Source organism: Rhodoplanes sp. SY1, assembly GCF_046000175.1.
GTDB lineage: Bacteria > Pseudomonadota > Alphaproteobacteria > Rhizobiales > Xanthobacteraceae > Rhodoplanes.
Map to the genome: position 1 here is coordinate 14,374 of NZ_JBEOMB010000038.1, position 18,272 is coordinate 32,645.

Consider the following 18,272-nt stretch of genomic DNA (forward strand, 5'->3'; position numbering starts at 1 on the left):
GCGGAGAAGCTGTCCAGGAGACTCGACCTCGATCGTCAGCGGAGGCTCGGCCGCGGGCCGCAGCCGGCTCCCTCCCCCCTTGTGGGGGAGGGTTGGGGAGGGGGGTGAGCCCCGGTCTCAGGCTTCAGCCGCAGCTCTCGGACTTCGTCTGCGAAACGCTCACTCCGCCGGCGCCGCCGTGGCTTCGCCCTTCTTCGCTCCCGCCTTCTTCGCCTTGCGGGCCAGGAGGTGCTCCTCGAAGCGTTGCATCAGCACGAAGAACGACGGCACGAACAGCACGGCCAGGCAGGTCGAGGCGATCATGCCGGAGAACACCGTGATGCCGATCGAGGCCCGCGCCGAGGCGCCGGCGCCGGTCGCCACCACCAGCGGCGCGACACCGAGTATGAAGGCGAAGGACGTCATCAGGATCGGCCGGAATCGTTCGCGCGCCCCTTCGATGGCGGAGTCGACGATGCTCTTGCCGGCCGCCCGCGTCTCGCGGGCGAACTCGACGATCAGGATGGCGTTCTTGGCGGAGAGCGCGATCAGCAGCACGAGGCCGATCTGGACGTAGAGGTTGTTGTCGACCTTGAGGGCGTTGAGCACCGAGACCGGGCCGAGCAGCGACAGCGGCACGGCGAGCACCACCGAGATCGGCGCCCACCAGCTCTCGTACTGGCCGGCCAGCACCAGATAGACCAGCAGGATCGACAGCGCGAAGACGACGAACATCTGGTTGCCGACGATCTTCTCCTGGTACGACATCGCCGTCCATTCGATGCCGGCGCCGGGTGGCAGGGTGCGGGCCGCGATCTCTTCCATCAGCCGCATGGTCTGGCCGGTCGACACGCCGGCCGCCGGCAGCGCCACGACGGTGGCGGACGGGTAGAGGTTGTACAGGCTGATCAGCGGCGCCCCGACGGTCGGCGTGATGGTCATCAGCGTGCCGAGCGGGATCATGTCGCCCTTCACGTTGCGGACCGTCAGGTTGCGCACGTCGTCGAGCCGCTGGCGGAAGTCGGAGTCGGCCTGGACATAGACCTGGAAGACGCGGCCGAACTTGTTGAACTGGTCCACGTAGGTGGAGCCGAGATAGCCGGCGAGCGTCTGGAACACCTGATCGAGCGACACCTGCAGGGTCTCGGTCTTCACCCGGTCGACCTCGACCCGGTACTGCGGCGCGCTCGACCGGAAGGTCGAGATCACCCGCTGGATCTGCGACTGGGTCGAGGCGTTGGCGACGAAACTGTCCACCATGCCCTGCAGCTTGGGCAGGTCGAAGCTGCCGTCGCGCAGCTCGATCTGCATGGTGACGCCGCCGGCATTGCCGACGCCCTGGATGGGCGGTGGCGGCACCACCAGGATCTTCGCCTCCTGGATCTCGCCGAGCGTGGTGTTGAGCCCGATCAGCAGCGGGCGCAGGCCCTCGGCCTTGCCGCGCTTGTCCCAGTCGTCGAGCATGACGTAGGCGACGCCCGCATTGGCGAGCGAGGCGGAGTTGTCGAGCACCGACACGCCGGCGATCGTGATCACCTGCTTGACGCCCGGCGTCTTGCCGGCGATCGCGCTGACCTTGTCGAGCACGGCCTGGGTGCGGGTCAGCGAAGCGCCGTCGGGGAGCTGGACGCTCGCCACCAGATAGCCCTGGTCCTCGATCGGCAGGAAGCCGGTCGCCACCCGCGTGAAGCCCCAGAAGGCGCCGCCGATGATCACCAGCGCCAGGATCGCCATGACGGCGGCCTTCGCCACCATGCGGCTGATCAGGGCGGTGTAGAGATGCTCGGCCTTGCCGTAGACGGCGTTGAAGCCGCGGAAGAAGGCATTGCGCTCCTCCGGCGGCACCGGGGCGCGCAGCCAGGTCGCGGCCTGGGTCGGCTTCAGAGTCAGGGCGTTGATGGCCGACAGAAGCGCCGTCGCGGCGATGACGAGGGCGAACTGCGCATACATGCGCCCCGTCAGGCCGGGCAGGAAGGCGGCCGGCAGGAACACGGCCATCAGCACCAGCGTGATGCCGATGATGGGTCCGAGCAGGATCCGCATCGCGCTGATCGCGGCGTCGTGGCCGCTCATGCCCTTCTCGATGTTGTGGGCGGCGCCTTCCACCACGACGATGGCGTCGTCGACCACGATGCCGATCGCCAGCACGATGGCGAACAGGGTCGAGAGGTTCACGGTGAAGCCGAGCGCCGCCATGCCGGCGAACGCGCCGATGATGGTCACCGGCACGGTCGTCGCCGGCACCAGCATGGCGCGCCAGTCCTGCAGGAAGAGCAGGATGACGATCAGCACCAGGATCGCCGCCTCGTACAGGGTCTTGTAGACCTCGTTGATCGAGGCGGTGACGAACAGGGTGGTGTCGAACGGGATGCCGTAGACCAGCCCCGGCGGGAAGTCCTTGGCGAGCGCCTTCATCTTGGCGTCGACGCGGCTCGCGACGTCGAGCGCGTTGGCGCCCGGCGACTGGTAGATCGCGATGCCGGCCGAGGGCTGGCCGTCCTGGGTGAAGATCTGGCTGTAGGTCTGGGCGCCGAGCTCGACCCGGCCGATGTCGCGAACCCGCGTCACGTTGCCGTTGTCGCCGGTCTTGACGATGATGGCGGCGAACTGGTCGGGATCGTCGAGGCGGCCGAGCACGTCGAGCGTGTACTGGAAGTTCTGCGCCTTGGGGGCCGGCGGCATGCCGATCTGGCCGGCCGTCACCTGCTGGTTCTGCCCCTGCAGCGCTTGCACCACGTCCTGGGTGGTGAGCGAGCGCGCCTGCATGCGGTTGGGATCGAGCCACACCCGCATCGAGTACTGGCCGGCGCCGAACACGTTGACGTTGCCGACGCCGGGCAGGCGCGCGATCTCGTCGTGCAGCCGGATGGTGGCGTAGTTGGCGAGGTAGAGGCTGTCGTAGCGGTTGTCCGGCGAGGTGAGCGTGACGATCTGCAGGATCGACGTCATCTTCTTCTGGACGGTGACGCCCTGCACCTGGACCGAGGTCGGCAGCTGCGACAGCGCGGTGGCGACGCGGTTCTGGACCAGCACCTGCGCCATGTCGAGGTCGGTGCCGATCTCGAAGGTCACGATCAGGCTGTAGCTGCCGTCCGACCCCGCGTAGGACTGCATGTAGATCATGCCCTGGACGCCGTTGACCTGCTGCTCGATCGGCAGGGCCACGGTGTCGATCACGGTGCGGGCGCTGGCGCCCGGATAGCTGGTCGTCACCGAGACGGTCGGCGGCACCACGTCGGGATATTGCGAGACCGGCAGTCGCAGCAGCGCGACGGCGCCGATCACGATCATCAGGATGGCCAGGACGTTCGCGAGAACCGGCCGCTCGATGAAGAATTTCGAGATCATGCGTGGCCCGCCCGGATCACTGCATGGTCTTGGGGCGCGGCAGGCCGCCGGGCACGGGCTGCGGCTGCACGTCCGGTGCGGCCGGCAGCTTCGGCGCCGTCACGGTCGGGGCGGGCGGCAGCGTGTTGGGCAGCGGCGGCGGCGCCGGCGGCGCGTCCGGCAGCGTCACCGGCGGCGGCGCCGAGATCGTGGTGAGCTGCGGGTCGACCTTCTGGCCCGGCACGGCGCGCAGCGCGCCGGCGACGACGATGCGGTCGTCCGCCGTCAGGCCGGACTCGATGACCCGCAACTCGCCGATCTGCGGTCCGACCTGGACCTTGCGCTGCTCGACCGTGCCGTCGGCGGCGACCACCAGCACGTAGCGGCCGCCCTGGTCGCTGCCGATCGCCGTGTCGGGCACCAGGAGGCCGGACGGGATGCGCTCGATCGGGATCCGCACCCGCACGAAATAGCCGGGCAGCAGGCTGCGGTCCTTGTTGGCCAGCACGGCGCGGGCCTGCAGCGTGCCGGTCGAGGTGGTCACGTTCGGCGCCACGTAGTCGAGCGTGCCGACATGCGGGTAGCCGGTCTCGGTCTGGGTGGCGATCTCGATCGGCACCTTCTTGATGTCGTCGCGGGTGAGGCCGCGGCGAGCCATCTCGTCGCGGATGCGCTGCACGTCGGTCTCGCTGATGGTGAAGTTCACCCAGATCGGCTCGAGCTGCACGATGGTGGCGAGCGTGGTCGGCTGGCCGTTGGCGCCGACATACTGGCCGAGCGACACCTGGCGGGCCGTGACGACGCCGTCGAACGGCGCGGTGACGCGGGTGTAGCCGTCGTTGATGACGGCCAGCATGGTGTTGGCCTTGGACTGGTCGAGATTGGCCTGGGCGGTGTCGCGCTGGGCGGTCGCCTGGTCTAGCAGCGACTGCGGGCTCGCCTGCTTGGCGACGAGATCGACCTGGCGGTCGTAGACGATCTGCTGCTGCTTGAGCGTCGCCTCGGCGCCGAGCTCGGCCGCTTTGGCCTGCTCGACCTTCACCTTGTAGGGCTCGGGCTCGATGGTGAAGAGGAGCGTGCCCTGCTTCACGTAGTCGCCGTCGTTGTAGCTGATGCCCTGGACGAAGCCGTTCACGCGGGCGACCAGGTCGGCCGAGTTGACGGCCGCCGTCGAGCCGGTCGCGTCCAGGAAGCGCGTCACCGGCTGCTGCACGGGCTTCGCCACCGAGACTTTTGGGGGCGGCGGCGCGACGTATTGATTCTGCTCGCCGCAGGCCGAAAGCACGAGGGGGAGGGCGACGGCGGAGGCCGTCACGACAGATCGAACCAGTGCAGTCACGGCGTCCTTCCAGACCTTGCCCGCACCGGAATCGCGCGTCGCGGACCCGGATCGAGCGGCTTTCACCAGGAACGAGGTCCGGCCCCCGCGGGCCGGCGCATCCGGCGACGGGCCACCCGACCGGGCGAACCGCGCGACGCAGGCTGCTTATACCAGCTTTCGGTTCGCAAGTCGTTTCGTGGCGCCGGCCGCGCCCGGTGGCGCGACGCGCCTGGTCGGGGCACCGTCGCCCGTATCAGCCCGATGGCGTGCCGGCGTCCGTGCTGCATTGCGGAAAGCGACCGACCCCGACAGATCGAGGCTTAGCCGTAAATGCCGATTAACCCGGTCGGGGCTAGAGTCCCGGACAAGGCCATGACCAGCACCCACCATGCCCGACGCGGGCTTCTCGCCGTCTCCGCCTATGCGGTGGGGCTGGTGGTCGTCACCCTGGTCGGCTGGGAGGTCGGCGCCCGCCAGCTCGGCTACGTCCCGCTCACCGAGCGCCTGCTCGGCCCCTCCGGCCCGCCCGAGGCCGAGGTCCGCCGCTACGGCCGCATGATGGTGAAGGCCGACTATTTCGGAAACTGCCGCGAATACACGGTCGACAATCGCACCCAGCAGATCGTCGACAAGGGTATCGTCCCCTGCGAGCCGCAAAAGAAGGACGCCGAGGCGGCCCGTCCGACCGGCGGCAAGTTCGATTCCTTCCGGGATGCATTCGGGAAGAAGTGAGAACGGCGAGGCCGCGTGCCCCGGACAAGGCGCGTCAGGCCGCAGGCCTGATGCGCCGCAGAGCCGGGGCCCAGGGGCGGGATGGTAGGCGCCTCGCCTGATCGCCCTGGGTCCCGGGTCACGCCGCGTTGCGCCGCGCCCGGGACACGAACGGCACGATCCGAACCCGCCTAACGCACCCCCGTCTCCCGCACCGCCGCCTCGAAGCGCGCGAGCGCGGCCGCGCGCTCGGCCTCGCTCATCATGGCGGCCATGAAGCTCGCCCGGGCGAGCGCCACGATGTCGGCCGCGGAAAGGTCGAGGGCGCGGGCGATCGCCGAAAAATTGTCGTTCACGTAGCCGCCGAAATAGGCCGGGTCGTCGGAGTTCACCGTGACGGCGAGGCCCTTCTCCATCATGTGTCGGAGCGGATGGTGGGCGAGGTCGTCGACGACGCGCAGGCGGAGATTGGAGAGCGGGCAGACGGTCAACGGCACTCGGTCGCGGGCGAGCCGCGACACCAGCACGTCGTCCTCCAGCGCGCGGTTGCCGTGGTCGACGCGGGCGACGCCGAGCACGTCGAGCGCCTGCCAGACATAGTCGGGCGGCCCCTCCTCGCCGGCATGGGCGAACAGCGAGAAGCCGGCGTCACGGGCGCGGGCGAACACGCGCGCGAACTTCTCGGGCGGATTCCCTTTCTCGGAGGAGTCGAGCCCGACCCCGACGATGCGATCGCGATGCCCCAGCGCGGCGTCGAGCGTGCGCTGCGCGTTGTCCTCGTCGAGATGGCGCAGGAAGCACATGATCAGGCTCGCCTGGATGCCGAGCTCTTCACGCGCATCGGCGCAGGCGCGCGAGAGGCCGGTCACCACGGTGTCGAACGCGATGCCGCGGCTGGTGTGGCCCTGCGGATCGAAGAACATCTCGACATGCACGACATTGTCGGCATGGGCGCGCTTCAGATAGGCGAGGGCGAGGTCGTAAAAATCCTGCTCGGTGACCAGGACCGACATGCCGACATAGTAGACGTCGAGAAAGTCCTGCAGCGAGCCGAACGCATAGGCGCGCCGCAGCGCCTCGACCGAGTCCCAGGGCAAACGGATGTTGTTCCGGCGCGCGAGTGCAAAAACCATCTCGGGCTCGAGCGAGCCCTCGATGTGGATGTGCAGCTCGCATTTCGGCAGGCAGGCGACGAGGCGATCGCGGTCCGGCATGTGCACGCAGAATCCCCGGGGTTCGAATCCCGGGGACCATAGCAGATCGGGCCGCGGCCGTGCGTCACGTCACCAGCGCGTCGGCCGGTGCGGCCTTGCCGGAGGCCGGCGCCGGAGCGGCGTGGTCGGCGGCGGCGACCGGGGCGGCCGGAGTGGGCGTCGCCGCGGGCGGGGTATCCGCCGACGCCTCGGCCTCCGCCGCGGCGAGGCGGCGGCGCTCGGCACGCGGCAGGGCGAAGCGGTCGTAGAGGATCGGCAGCATGAGCAGGGTCAGGGCCGTCGCCGTGATCAGGCCCCCGATCACCACGATGGCGAGCGGCCGCTGGATCTCGGCGCCCGGCCCGGTGGCGAACAGGAACGGCACGAGGCCGAGCGCCGCGATCGAGGCGGTCAGCATCACGGGTCGCAGGCGGCGCCGCGCGCCCTCCATCACGGCCTCGCGGAACGGCAGGTCGCCGCGGGCGCAGACCTCGTTGATGTAGGAGACCAGCACCACGCCGTTGAGCACGGCGATGCCCATCAAGGCGATGAAGCCGACCGACGACGGCACCGAGAGGAACTCGCCCGAGCCCCACAGGGCGATCACGCCGCCGATGGTGGCGAAGGGCACGTTGCAGAACACCAGGATGGACTGCCGCAGCGAGCCGAACGTCAGGTACAGCAGCAGGAAGATGCCGGCGAGCGCGATCGGCACAACGATCATCAGGCGCACCGAGGCGCGCTGCTGATTCTCGAACTGCCCGCCCCAGACGAGGCTGTAGCCCTTCGGCAGCTCGACCTTGGCGGCGACGGCCGCCTTGGCGTCGTCAACGAATCCGACCAGGTCGCGGCCGCGCACGTTCGAGAGCACGGTGGCGAAGCGCTGGCCGTCCTCGCGGATCACCTGGATCGGCCCATCGTCGACATTGATTGTGGCGACCTGCGCCAGCTCGACCGTGCCGCCGCCGGGCAGCACGATCGGCACCCGGGCGAGGTCGGCCGCCGAGGCGCGCAGCCGCTCCTCGCCGCGCACCACGAGCGGCGTGCGCACCTGGCCCTCCAGCACGAGGCCGAGCCGGCGCCCGTCGACCCACACGCGAAGCGATTCCTGCACCTCCTGCGCGTTGAGGCCGAAGCGGCCGGCCCGCTCGCGGTCCACCGACACGGTGAAGTAGCGCATCCCGGCGTTGCGCAGCGCGAACACGTCGATGGCGCCGGGCACGCCGCGGATCGCCGCGGCGACGTCGCGGGCGACGACGTTGAGGGTGGCGATGTCGTCGCCGAACACCTTGACGACGACGTCGCCGCGCGCCCCGATGATCATCTCCTGGACCCGCATGTCGATCGGCTGGGTGAGCGCGTAGTCGATGCCCGGGATGGTGTCGAGCACGCGCCGCAGCTCGCCCAGGAACCAGCGCGTGTCGGGGCCGCGCCAGGTGTCCTTCGGGGCCAGCGTCATGAACATGTCGGTCTCGTTGAGGCCGACCGGGTCGATGCCGAGCTCGTCGGCGCCGGCCCGCGCCATGATGCCCTTGATCTCCGGGATCTCCTTCATCAGGGCCTCCTGGATGCGCAGATCCGTCTGCGCCGCCTCGTCGACCGAGATGGTGGGGAACTTGCGGATGGTGACGACCGGGGTGCCCTCGTCCATCACCGGCATGAAGGTGCCGCCTATGCGGGGGAACACCACGGCGACCGCGACGATGCCGAGCGCCACGGCCGCGAACACCACGGCGGGCCGACGCATCACGTAGGCGAGCAGCGGGTCGTAGACGGCGTGCAGCTTGCGCACCAGCCACGGGTCGGCATGGGCGCCGGCGCGCAGCAGATGCGCCGACAGCGCCGGCACGATGGTCAGCGACAGCAGCAGGGCTGCGACCAGCGCCACCACGATGGTCAGCGCCACCGGGCTGAACAGCCGGCCCTCCAGGCCCTGCAGGGCGAGCAGCGGCATGAACACCACGATGATGATGGCGACGCCCGACACCAGCGGCACCGCGACCTCGCGGGTCGCTTCCAACGTGAGGCGCAGCCTGGTCGCGAGGTCGGGCTTCTCGACCGTCGAGAGCCGGTGCTCGACGTTCTCGACCACCACGACGGCGCAGTCGACCAGCAGGCCGATCGCGATCGCGAGCCCGCCGAGCGACATGATGTTGGCCGACCAGCCGAGCTGGCGCATCACCGCGAAGGTGGCGAGCACGGCGAGCGGCAGGATCAGCGACACGACCAGCGCCGAGCGCAGGTTGCCGAGGAACAGGAGCAGCATCACGACGACGAGCGCGATCGCCTCGAGCAGCACCTTCTGCACGGTCCACACCGCCTTGCCGATCAGCTCGCTGCGGTCGTAGAAGATGACGACGCGGGTGCCCTCGGGGAGCTGCGGCGCGAGCGTCGCGAGTCGCGTCTTGACGCCGTCGACGACGGTGCGGGCGTTGGCGCCGCGCAGGCCGAGCACCATGCCCCACACGGTCTCGCCGCCGGCGTCGGCCGTCACCACGCCGTTGCGGGCGAGCGCGCCGAAGCGCACGTCGGCGACGTCGCCGACCCGCACGATCGAGCCGCCCCGCACCGTGACGATGGTGTTGCGCACGTCCTCCAGGGTGCGGATGCGCCCCTCCGAGCGCACCAGCAGCGCCTCCTCGCCGTTGCGGATGCGGCCGGCGCCGTCGTTCCTGTTGTTGTCCTCGATCGCCTCCTCCAGCATCTGCGTGGTGATGCCGCGCGCCGCCATGGCGGAGGCGGAGGGGATCACCTCGAAGGTGCGCACGTAGCCACCCAGCACGTTGACGTCGGCGACGCCGGGCAGGCCGCGCAGCGCGGGCCGGATCGTCCAGTCGAGCAGCGAGCGCTTCTCCTGGGCGCTCAGCGTGTCGGACTCGATCGTGAACATCACCATCTCGGCGAGCGGCGTGACGATCGGGGCGAGACCGCCGTCGGCGTCGGCCGGAAGCTGGCTGCGCACCTCCTGCAGGCGCTCGTTGACCTGGGCGCGGGCCCAGAAGATGTCGGTGCCGTCGGCGAACTCGAAGGTGAGGAGCGCGACCGAGTAGCGGGTGGTCGAGCGCATGCGCACCAGATTGGGGATGCCGCGCGCGGCGAGCTCGATCGGCGTGGTGACGCGGCTCTCCAGCTCCTCGGGCGTGAGGCCGGGCGCCTTCATCGAGACCAGCACCTGCACGGGCGCGACGTCCGGGAAGGCGTCGATGGAGAGACGCTGATAGGCGAGCGCGCCCCACACGGCGAGCGCGATCGCGCCGATGAAGACGATGAGGCGCTGACGCAGTGCGACGTCGACGAGAGACGAGAGCATCGGATCAGTCCTGGTCGGCGGCGGCGAGCTCGGCGAGCAGCGCGACCACGCCGCGGTCGGCCACCTGGGCGCCGGGTGACAGCCGGCCGCGGATCGACGCGGTCGCCGTCGACTCGGCGACGACCTGCACGGGCATGGCGCGGAAGCCGGTCGGCTCGCGCACGAACACCCAGGCGCGGTCGCGATGGCGCACCACCGCGGTCGACGGCACCGACCATTGCGGCAGGCCGTTCTGGCCGATGCGGATCGTCGCGGCGACGGCGAGCCCGGGCCGCACGGTCCCGCCGGCGGCATCGATCTCGGCGACCGCCACGGCCGACTGGGTGGCGGCGTCGACGGTGCGGCCGATCCGGATGATGCGGCCCTCGACCCCGTAGGCGGGCAGGAACACCCGCGATCCGACCGTGACGGCCGGCAGGCGGGCGGCCGGCACCTGCAGGTTCAGCCACAAGGGATCGAGCGCCGCGATGGACAGGAGCGCCGCCGCCGGCTCGACGCGCTGACCCGGATTGGCGTTGCGCGCGACGATGGTGCCGGAGATCGGCGCATGCACCGTGACGGCGCTGGCGATCTTGCGGGTGGTGCGCAGCGCCTCGATCTCGGCCTCCGACATCTCCATCAGGCCGAGGATCTGCGAGCGCTCGTCGAGCCGCGACTTGGCGTGCGCCGCCTCGGTCTCGGCGACGCGCAGCTCGCGTTCCGGAGTCACCCGGCCCTCCCACAGGAGGCGTGTGCGGCGCAGCCGGTCGCTCGCCAGCGCCTCGTCGGAGAGCGCGGCGAGATACTGACGTTGCGCCTCGACGAGGTCGGGCGAGCGCAGCTTGACGATCGGCTGGCCGGCCGTGACGTTCTCGTCGGCGGCGACCAGCACGGTCTCGACCAGGCCGCCGGCCGGGGCGGCGACGACCCGCAGCTGCTGCGGCGGGATCGCCACCGTGCCGGGCAGCGAGAGGTCGAAGTTGCCGGTCTCCTGGGTGATCGCCGTGGTGCCGATGCCGGCGGTGCGGATCTCGCGCTCGTCGAGCGTCAGGGCGATGCCCTCGCGGTCGCGCGCGGCCGCCGCGGCGGCTTCGGCGGCGGCCGCCGCCGACCCGGTGGACGCACCGTCGGCGGCGAGTGCCGGCGACAGGGCGAGCGTGATCGACAGGGCGGCCGCGAGGGCGCGCCCGGTGAGAGCAGTCGGGGAAGGCATCGGGGTCTCGTTCGGTTCGGCTCGGAACGTCCAAGCGGAGAATGTCCAAGTCGGGCCGCCGGGACGCGCGTCGAAGACGGGTCTCGATCGCAGTCCATGCGGGCGCGTATCGCGTCTCGCGTCAGGCTGCTCGGTCTCGCACGATGCGCTCCCCGTCTGTCGATCCTGGCCCAAGAGGTAGAACTGTCCCGGTGCTTCGCCAGCCCCTGGCCCGTGTCCGCGATGTCGCACCGTGCGACGGGAGACGGCGATCTCTCCTGGATTTCCAGACGTTACGTTCCGGATCGCCGACGTGATCACGTCCTGCGACACCCTGCCGTATCACCCGACGGAGCTAGAGTGGCTTCCGCTGACGCTGACCCACACTCCGCTCATTCCCGCGAAGGCGGGAATCCAGAGCCACACGTCGTGCGGCCCCTGGGTCCCCGCCTTCGCGGGGACGAGCGGAGATCGGGTCCGATTCATCACGCCCGAAAGCCGCTCTAGCGATATCCATGGGAGCCGCTCCGTGCTCCGCGCATGCCCGCGACGGCGGGTATCCAGGCCCGCACGTCGAGCCGCCCCTGGGGCCGTGCCTGTGGGGACGAGCGGAGCGGGAGGAGCTTGTTTCGACCGGGAGCGCTTTTATCGCTGCGGCGACATCAGGGCGTCGACCGTGCCGGCGCGCGTGTTGGCGAGGGCGGCGCGGATGCGGCGGTCGAGCTCCGGCTCCAGGAACGGCTTGCGCAGGATGTGCTCGTGGCGGACGCCGGCCAGTACGGTGGAGTCGGCATAGCCGGTGATGAACAGGATCGGCAGCGCCGGGCGACGCAGGCGCGCCTCACGGGCGAGGTCGAGGCCGCTCATCCCCGGCATGGCGAAGTCGATCAGCGCGAGTTCGATGTCGTCGCGGGAGGCGAGCCGCTCGAGCGCGGCGCCGCCGCTGCCCGCCTCGACGACGCGGTGGCCGAGCGTCTCCAGCATGGTCGCGGTGACGTGGCGGACGTCGTCGTCGTCGTCGACCACCAGCACGCAGGCGGACAGGCGCTTGCCGGTCGGCTTCTCCGGCGCGCCGGTGGTCTCCGCCTCCTCGGCCGACGGGGCGCGCGGGAAGAACACCCGCACCGTGGTGCCGTGACCCGGCTCGGTCTCGATGGCGACGCCGCCGCCCGACTGCTTGGCGAAGCCGAGCACCTGCGACAGGCCGAGCCCCGATCCCTTGCCGACCGTCTTGGTGGTGAAGAACGGCTCGAACGCCTTGGCCTGCACCTCCTCCGACATGCCGGTGCCGGTGTCGCTCACCGCCACCTCGACATAGTCGCCGGGGCCGGGATGCTCGGGCCGGGTCGGGTCGTCGCGCGTCACGTTGGTGGTGCGCACCGTGAGCCGGCCGCCGACCAGCATGGCGTCGCGCGCGTTGATGGCGAGGTTGAGGATGACGAGCTCGAGCTGAGTCGGATCGACCAGCGCCGACCACGGCTCGTCCGCCAGCACGGTCTCGATCTCGATGCCGCCGCCCATCGTGGTGCCGAGCAGCTCGCGCATGCGCGTCACCGTCTCGTTGAGGTCGAGGGCGCGCGGCTCGAGCCGCTGGCGACGCGAGAAGGCGAGCAGCTGGGCGATCAGCTTGGCGCCGCGCTCCGCCGCGATGCGGATGTGGGTGACGCGCCGCATCAGCTTGGGATCGTCGGCCTCGGCCCACAGCCGCTCGAGATAGCTGGCGTTGCCGAGGATGACGGTGAGCAGATTGTTGAAGTCGTGGGCGACGCCCGAGGTGAGCTGGCCGACGGCGTCGAGCCGCTGCATCTGGCGCAACGTCGCCTCGACCTGCTCGCGCTCCTCGATCTGGGCGAGGAGCTGGCGGTTGGCGGCGGCGAGATCCTCGGTGCGTTCGGCGACCCGCGTCTCCAGCGTCTCGTTGAGGCGGAGCAGCTCCTCGCGGCTCTTGCGCAGCGCCGCCTCGAAGCGCCGCGCCGCACTGACGTCGACGCAGGATCCGATGAATCCCAGAAAGGCGCCGTCGGCGGCGTAATGCGGCACGCCGGTGTCGTCGACCTGGCACCACTCGCCGTCGCGACGGCGCAGCCGGAACTCGAAGCGGAACGGCTCGCGCTGGGCGAAGGCGGCGCCGTAGACGCTCTCGCAGCGGGTCCGGTCGTCGGGATGAACGTCGGCGAGCCAGCCGTCGCCGAGCGAGGCGTCGAGACCGCGCCCCGTGAAGGCGAGCCACGGCCGGTTGAACCAGGTGGCGCGGCCGGACGGCTCGCACACCCAGATCATCACGGGGGCCGAATCGGCGAGGTCGCGGAAGCGCGCCTCCAGGCGGGCGAGCTCGTCGGTGCGGCGGCGCTCCTCCTCGCTGGCGCGGGCGTTGGAGAGGGCGCTCGCGAGATGCCCGACGACGAGGTCGAGGAAGCCGCGATAGTCGTCGTCGAAGGCGCGCCGCGGATTGATGCCGATCACCATGGCGCCGCAGGTCGCGCCGGCGGCGCCGAGTCGCGGCACCGGCAGCACCAGGGCGCGCTTCACCGGCTCCGGCCAGGCCGTGCCGGTGAGCGAGCCGAACCGGAACGGCAGATAGTCGATCAGGGCCGCCTCGCCGGTGCGGATCACCCGGGCGACGCTCCACGGGTCGTCGTCCTCCGGGCCGATCTCGGCCGCGAACCGGTCCGTCGGCACCCGGGTGGCGCCGACCGCGCGGGCGACCCCGCGGTCCTCGTCCTGCAGGTAGAGGAGGGCGAGCGGCACGTCCGGATTGTCGGCGCCCAATACCGCGAGGGCGCATTTGCAGGCGTGCTCCACGGTGCGGGCGTCGGCCGTCTGGGCCGCGAGCTCGCGCAGGATCTTCAGGCGACGCTCGCCGAGCACCCGCTCGGTCGTCTCGGTGACAGCCGTGAAGACGCCGCCGATGGTGCCGTCGGCATGCTTGATCGGGCTGTAGGAGTAGGTGAAATAGGCTTCTTCCAGATAGTTGTTGCGGTCGAGCGGCAGGAAGACGTCCTGCGACCAGGTCGCCTCGCCGGCGAGCACGCTCTCCAGCTGCGGCCCGATGATGCTCCAGGTCTCCGGCCAGATGCCGCGGCCGGAGCGGCCGAGGCTCGCCGGATGCTTGGTCAGCCCGAGGATCGGCCGGTAGGCGTCGTTATAGAGCATCACCAGGTCGGGGCCCCACCAGATCACCATGGGGAACCGCGAGGCGAGGCAGATGCTGACCGCCATCTTGAGCGCGTCAGGCCACTGCTCGGGGGCGCCGAGCGGCGATCGTGTCCAGTCGTGCGCCCGCATGAGCGCACCCATTTCGCCGCCCTCGGCGAGGAACTGGCAGTTGCTGGAAATGATCTCGACTCGTCCGGGTTCGGGGGCGGTGGCATCGGCGCGCTCGCCGGCCGCATCTTCTACGGATTTGTTTGTCGCGGCTGTGGCGGTCGCCTGCGCCGGGTCGCGGCCGACCTGCGGCGGCTCGGCGGCGCGCACCGGGGCGGGCGGGTCGGCGTTCGCGCGATGCACTGTCATCACTCGGGACTCGGGCACGGCATCGAACGGGCTACGCACTGGCACGGACCAAGCGCGCGCCCATGCACGCGCATCCGCACGCCACGGGAACCACGCGAGCCGGTCTCGGAGAGGGTGACGGAATGTGGAGGCTCCGTCAATTCGATTTGCCCGCAGAGGTTTAGGCACGGGCCGCGGATCCCCTTGCGTGGGCCTTCGCGGCCTGTAACGTGCGGCCCCCGATCACCCCCGAGGGACGAGACGCCATGGATGCGACCGCGCTGCGCGCCCTGCAGGCTCCGATCAAGGAGCGCTACAAGGCCGATCCGACGACCGCGCTGATCACCCTGAAGGCCAAGGGGGCGCTCGACGACACCAGCATCGCCTGCAAGGTCGAGACCGGCCGGGCGCTGGCGGTCGCCGGCCTGCATCCGGCGACCGGCGGCAGCGGGCTCGAGCTGTGCTCGGGCGACATGCTGCTGGAGGCGCTGGTCGCCTGCGCGGGCGTCACCCTGAAGGCGGTGGCGACGGCGCTCGCGATCCCGCTCGCGAGCGGCACCGTGACGGCGGAGGGCGATCTCGATTTCCGCGGCACGCTCGGCGTCGCCAAGGACGCGCCGGTCGGCTTCGCGGCGATCCGGCTCACCTTCACGGTCGCCACCGACGCGCCGCAGGAGCAGCTCGATCAGCTCCTGAAGTTGACCGAGCGCTACTGCGTCGTCTACCAGACCATCAAGAACGGCCCGCAGGTCACGGTGCGCCTCGACCGGGCGTGAGGGCGCGCCGTCGGCGGCGGCATCACGTCCGCCCTCACCCTGAGGCGCTCGCGCAGCGAGCGTCTCGAAGGGCGAGGGCGGCCTCCGAGATCGGGCCTCATGGTTCGAGACGCGACCCTTCGGATCGCTCCTCACCATGAGGAGGGACGTGGGTCGTTGCCGCCGCTTTGAATCCATCGCGGGCGGGCTCCTCGCGCCCTGCCACAACGCCTCTGTCCCGGCGGCCCTGTAAATTGTCCTTGTCCCCAGATCTCGCGTTGCTGCTGCCGCTCGCCAGCAAGATGGCGATCACGGCCCTGATCGTCGTCGTCGCGACGCTCGCGGCCGAGCGCGCCGGCCCCGTGCTCGGCGCCATGATCGCGACGCTGCCGACCTCGACCGGACCGGCCTATGTGTTTCTCGCGCTCGCCCACGACGCCGATTTCATCGCGGCGGCGGGGCTCGCGAGCTTCGTCGCCAACATCGCCAACGGCGCCTTCGCGCTCGTCTATGTCCACGCGGCGCAGCGCCACGGAATCCTCGCGAGCGCGGTCGCGGCGCTGTCGGGGTGGTTCGTGGCGGCGCTCGTCGTCCAGGCGGTGGCGTGGACGACTGTGCCGGCCATGATCGCCACGTATGCCGTGCTGATCGTCTGCGTGGTGGCGGCCGCGCGCTTCCGCCATGCCAAGATGCCGATGGCGCGGCGGCGCTGGTACGACATCCCGGCCCGCGCCGTGATGGTTGCGACCCTGGTCGGCTTCGTCGTGACGGCCAGCTCCTGGCTCGGCTCCGCCTTCACGGGGCTGCTCTCGGCGTTTCCGGTGGTGCTCCTCAGCTTCGTGATCATCCTGCAGTCGCGCCTCGGCGGACCGGCGAGCGCCGCCGTCCTCGCCAACGCGCTGCTCGGCCTGATCGGCTTCTCGTCGGCCTGTCTGACCATCCATCTCGCCGTGCCGCGCCTCGGCGTGTGGCCGGGCCTCGCGACGGCGCTCGCCGTCGCGATCGGCTTCAACCTCGCGGTGCTGCTGATCCGCAGGTCGCGGCGGGTGTGAGGAGGGAGCCCACTTCGTTGCCGGCCGATTCACCGCCCCCGCTTCATGCTCTAGGATCGGCCGGTTCACACGCACGAGACCAGTGCCCATGAGACCCGCTCCCGACGAGCTTCGAATCCTCTCGACCACGGCGATCCTCGGTTACGGCTTCCCCGAAAGCTCCTTCGCGGCCGGGCTGGCGCGGGATCCGCACGTGATCGCGGTCGATGCCGGCTCGTCCGACCCGGGACCGTACTATCTCGGTGCCGGCGTGCCGTTCACCGATCGGGCCGCCGTGAAGCGCGACCTGCGATTGATGCTGATCGCCGGGCGGGCGCGAAGCATCCCGGTGATCGTCGGCACGGCGGGCGGCTGCGGGGCGCGGCCGCATCTCGACTGGACGCTCGCCATCGTGCGCGAGATCGCGGCCGAGGAGGGCTTGGCGTTCCGCCTCGCCGCGATCCCGGCCGACATCGACCGGGAGGCGCTGCTCGCCGCGCAGGCGCGTGGCGCGCTGGTGCCGCTGCCGCCGGGGCCGGAGGCGAGCGCCGAGGACGTGCGCGCCTCGACGCATCTCGTCGCCCAGATGGGGCCCGAGCCGCTGATGGCGGCGCTCGCGCAGGGCGCCGACGTGATCGTCGCCGGCCGCGCCTATGATCCCGCCGTGTTCGCGGCCTTGCCGCTGATGCAGGGCTTCGACGCCGGCCTCGCCGTGCATCTGGGAAAAATCCTCGAATGCGCCGCCATCGCCGCGGTGCCGGGCTCCGGCGGCGACTGCATGCTGGGCACGCTGCGACGTGATCACTTCCTGGTCGAGCCGATGGCGCCCGAGCGGCGCTGCACCGTCGTCTCGGTCGCGGCCCACACGCTCTACGAAAAGAGCGATCCCTACCGGCTGCCCGGACCGGGCGGCGTGCTCGACCTTACCGCGACGACCTTCGTCCAGGAGGACGAGCGCACCGTGCGGGTCGCCGGCAGCCGGATGATCCGCGGCGCCTACACGCTGAAGATCGAGGGCGCGGCGCTCGCCGGCTTCCGCACCGTGTCGATCGCCGGCGTGCGTGATCCCTCCTTCATCGCCCAGATCGACGCGATCCTGGACGCGGTGCGGGCCCGGGTCGCCGATAACTTTTCACGCACGCTGTCGGCGGACGATTACCGTTTGTTGTTCCGGCAGTATGGCCGCGACGGTGTGATGGGCGCCCACGAGCCGCTGCGCGACAACGCGACTCCGCACGAGATCGGCCTCGTGATCGAGGCGGTCGCGGCGAGCCAGGAGATCGCCGACACGATCGTCAGCTTCGCCCGCGCGAGCCTGCTGCACTGGGGCTATCCGGGCCGCGTCTCGACCGCCGGCAACCTCGCCCTCCCGTACTCGCCCTCCGACATGCAGGCCGGCGAGGTCTTCCGCTTCAGCGTCTATCATCTCCTGACCGGCATCGACGACCCCTGCGCGCTCTTCCCGGTGCGCATCGAGGAGATCGGCGCACCGGCGACCGTGGGAGCCGCGTCATGAGCACGGTGCGTCTCGTCGACATCGCCGGCGTGATCCGCTCGAAGAACGCCGGCCCGTTCGAGCTGACCCTCGACATCATGTTCCGCGACGCGGCCTGGTACCAGCGCGTGCGCCAGAGCGGCGCGCTCGACGCCGCCCGCATCGCCACGCTCTACGGTGTCGACGAAGCCGACGTGATCTCGATCGTCGCCTTCGATCCGGCCAATGCGATCAAGATCACACTGAAGCGCCCGCTCGCCTCCGGAGCGATCGGTGACAGCGATGTTTATGGTGCCCAGCAGCACGCGCCGCTGCTCGCGCTGACGTTCGAGGGGCTGCAGGGGTAGGGGACTGGTTGCTTGCTGTCATTCCGGGGCGCGCCGAAGGCGCGAACCCGGAATCCAGCGACACACTCCGAACGCTCGGCTGGATTCCGGGTTCGGCGCTGCGCGCCGCCCCGGAATGACCACTTGGTCGATAAGCCAGA

11 protein-coding genes are annotated in these 18,272 nt (G+C 70.6%); 5 read left to right on the forward strand and 6 right to left on the reverse strand.

What is annotated here, in order from left to right; genetic code table 11:
• Positions 1 to 159 precede the first annotated feature (159 nt).
• Positions 160 to 3,327, reverse strand: a complete 3,168-nt coding sequence (locus ABTU92_RS11045) for an efflux RND transporter permease subunit (RefSeq protein ID WP_408090510.1) — start codon at positions 3,325 to 3,327, stop codon at positions 160 to 162.
• Between the two features lie 16 nt (positions 3,328 to 3,343).
• Positions 3,344 to 4,621, reverse strand: coding sequence for an efflux RND transporter periplasmic adaptor subunit (locus ABTU92_RS11050; protein ID WP_408090512.1), 1,278 nt, complete (start codon positions 4,619 to 4,621; stop codon positions 3,344 to 3,346).
• Positions 4,622 to 4,999: 378 nt separating this feature from the next.
• On the opposite strand from ABTU92_RS11050, the gene ABTU92_RS11055 reads away from it, so the two are divergent.
• A complete protein-coding gene (locus ABTU92_RS11055; protein ID WP_408090514.1) occupies positions 5,000 to 5,359 on the forward strand; it encodes a hypothetical protein in 360 nt (119 codons plus the stop codon).
• Between the two features lie 170 nt (positions 5,360 to 5,529).
• Here the strand turns inward: ABTU92_RS11055 and ABTU92_RS11060 are convergent, their stop codons facing one another.
• The 4 genes from ABTU92_RS11060 to ABTU92_RS11075 form a co-directional block, all read right to left on the reverse strand.
• Positions 5,530 to 6,552, reverse strand: a complete 1,023-nt coding sequence (locus tag ABTU92_RS11060) for an adenosine deaminase (RefSeq protein ID WP_408090516.1) — start codon at positions 6,550 to 6,552, stop codon at positions 5,530 to 5,532.
• Between the two features lie 64 nt (positions 6,553 to 6,616).
• Positions 6,617 to 9,841: an efflux RND transporter permease subunit gene (locus tag ABTU92_RS11065; RefSeq protein ID WP_408090518.1), complete on the reverse strand. Its 3,225-nt coding sequence runs from the start codon at positions 9,839 to 9,841 to the stop codon at positions 6,617 to 6,619.
• Between the two features lie 4 nt (positions 9,842 to 9,845).
• Positions 9,846 to 11,033 (reverse strand): efflux RND transporter periplasmic adaptor subunit, encoded by a 1,188-nt coding sequence (locus ABTU92_RS11070; protein ID WP_408090520.1) that lies wholly within the window; start codon positions 11,031 to 11,033, stop codon positions 9,846 to 9,848.
• Between the two features lie 624 nt (positions 11,034 to 11,657).
• A complete protein-coding gene (locus tag ABTU92_RS11075; RefSeq protein WP_408090522.1) occupies positions 11,658 to 14,525 on the reverse strand; it encodes an ATP-binding protein in 2,868 nt (955 codons plus the stop codon).
• Positions 14,526 to 14,770: 245 nt separating this feature from the next.
• Between ABTU92_RS11075 and ABTU92_RS11080 the strand changes: the two genes are divergently transcribed.
• From ABTU92_RS11080 to ABTU92_RS11095, 4 genes are all read left to right on the forward strand, one after another.
• Positions 14,771 to 15,280 carry an OsmC family protein gene (locus ABTU92_RS11080; RefSeq protein WP_408090524.1) on the forward strand — a complete coding sequence of 170 codons (510 nt, stop codon included), beginning with the start codon at positions 14,771 to 14,773 and terminating at the stop codon, positions 15,278 to 15,280.
• A 239-nt stretch (positions 15,281 to 15,519) separates the two neighbouring features.
• On the forward strand, positions 15,520 to 16,311 hold the full coding sequence (locus ABTU92_RS11085) for a hypothetical protein (protein WP_408090526.1): 792 nt from the start codon (positions 15,520 to 15,522) through the stop codon (positions 16,309 to 16,311).
• A gap of 88 nt (positions 16,312 to 16,399) precedes the next feature.
• Entirely contained in the window at positions 16,400 to 17,806 is a 1,407-nt protein-coding gene (locus tag ABTU92_RS11090) for an acyclic terpene utilization AtuA family protein (protein WP_408090528.1), read from the forward strand.
• On the forward strand, positions 17,803 to 18,132 hold the full coding sequence (locus ABTU92_RS11095) for a DUF4387 domain-containing protein (protein WP_408090529.1): 330 nt from the start codon (positions 17,803 to 17,805) through the stop codon (positions 18,130 to 18,132). The genes ABTU92_RS11090 and ABTU92_RS11095 overlap by 4 nt, the downstream gene beginning before the upstream one ends.
• The last annotated feature ends 140 nt before the right edge of the window (positions 18,133 to 18,272 follow it).

Coding starts and splice junctions, on each gene's coding strand:
- ABTU92_RS11045 (WP_408090510.1), bottom strand. CDS start 3,327: ATGATCTCGAAATTCTTCATCGAGCGGCCGGTTCTCGCGAACGTCCTG.
- ABTU92_RS11055 (WP_408090514.1), top strand. CDS start 5,000: ATGACCAGCACCCACCATGCCCGACGCGGGCTTCTCGCCGTCTCCGCC.
- ABTU92_RS11060 (WP_408090516.1), bottom strand. CDS start 6,552: ATGCCGGACCGCGATCGCCTCGTCGCCTGCCTGCCGAAATGCGAGCTG.
- ABTU92_RS11065 (WP_408090518.1), bottom strand. CDS start 9,841: ATGCTCTCGTCTCTCGTCGACGTCGCACTGCGTCAGCGCCTCATCGTC.
- ABTU92_RS11070 (WP_408090520.1), bottom strand. CDS start 11,033: ATGCCTTCCCCGACTGCTCTCACCGGGCGCGCCCTCGCGGCCGCCCTG.
- ABTU92_RS11075 (WP_408090522.1), bottom strand. CDS start 14,525: ATGACAGTGCATCGCGCGAACGCCGACCCGCCCGCCCCGGTGCGCGCC.
- ABTU92_RS11080 (WP_408090524.1), top strand. CDS start 14,771: ATGGATGCGACCGCGCTGCGCGCCCTGCAGGCTCCGATCAAGGAGCGC.
- ABTU92_RS11090 (WP_408090528.1), top strand. CDS start 16,400: ATGAGACCCGCTCCCGACGAGCTTCGAATCCTCTCGACCACGGCGATC.
- ABTU92_RS11095 (WP_408090529.1), top strand. CDS start 17,803: ATGAGCACGGTGCGTCTCGTCGACATCGCCGGCGTGATCCGCTCGAAG.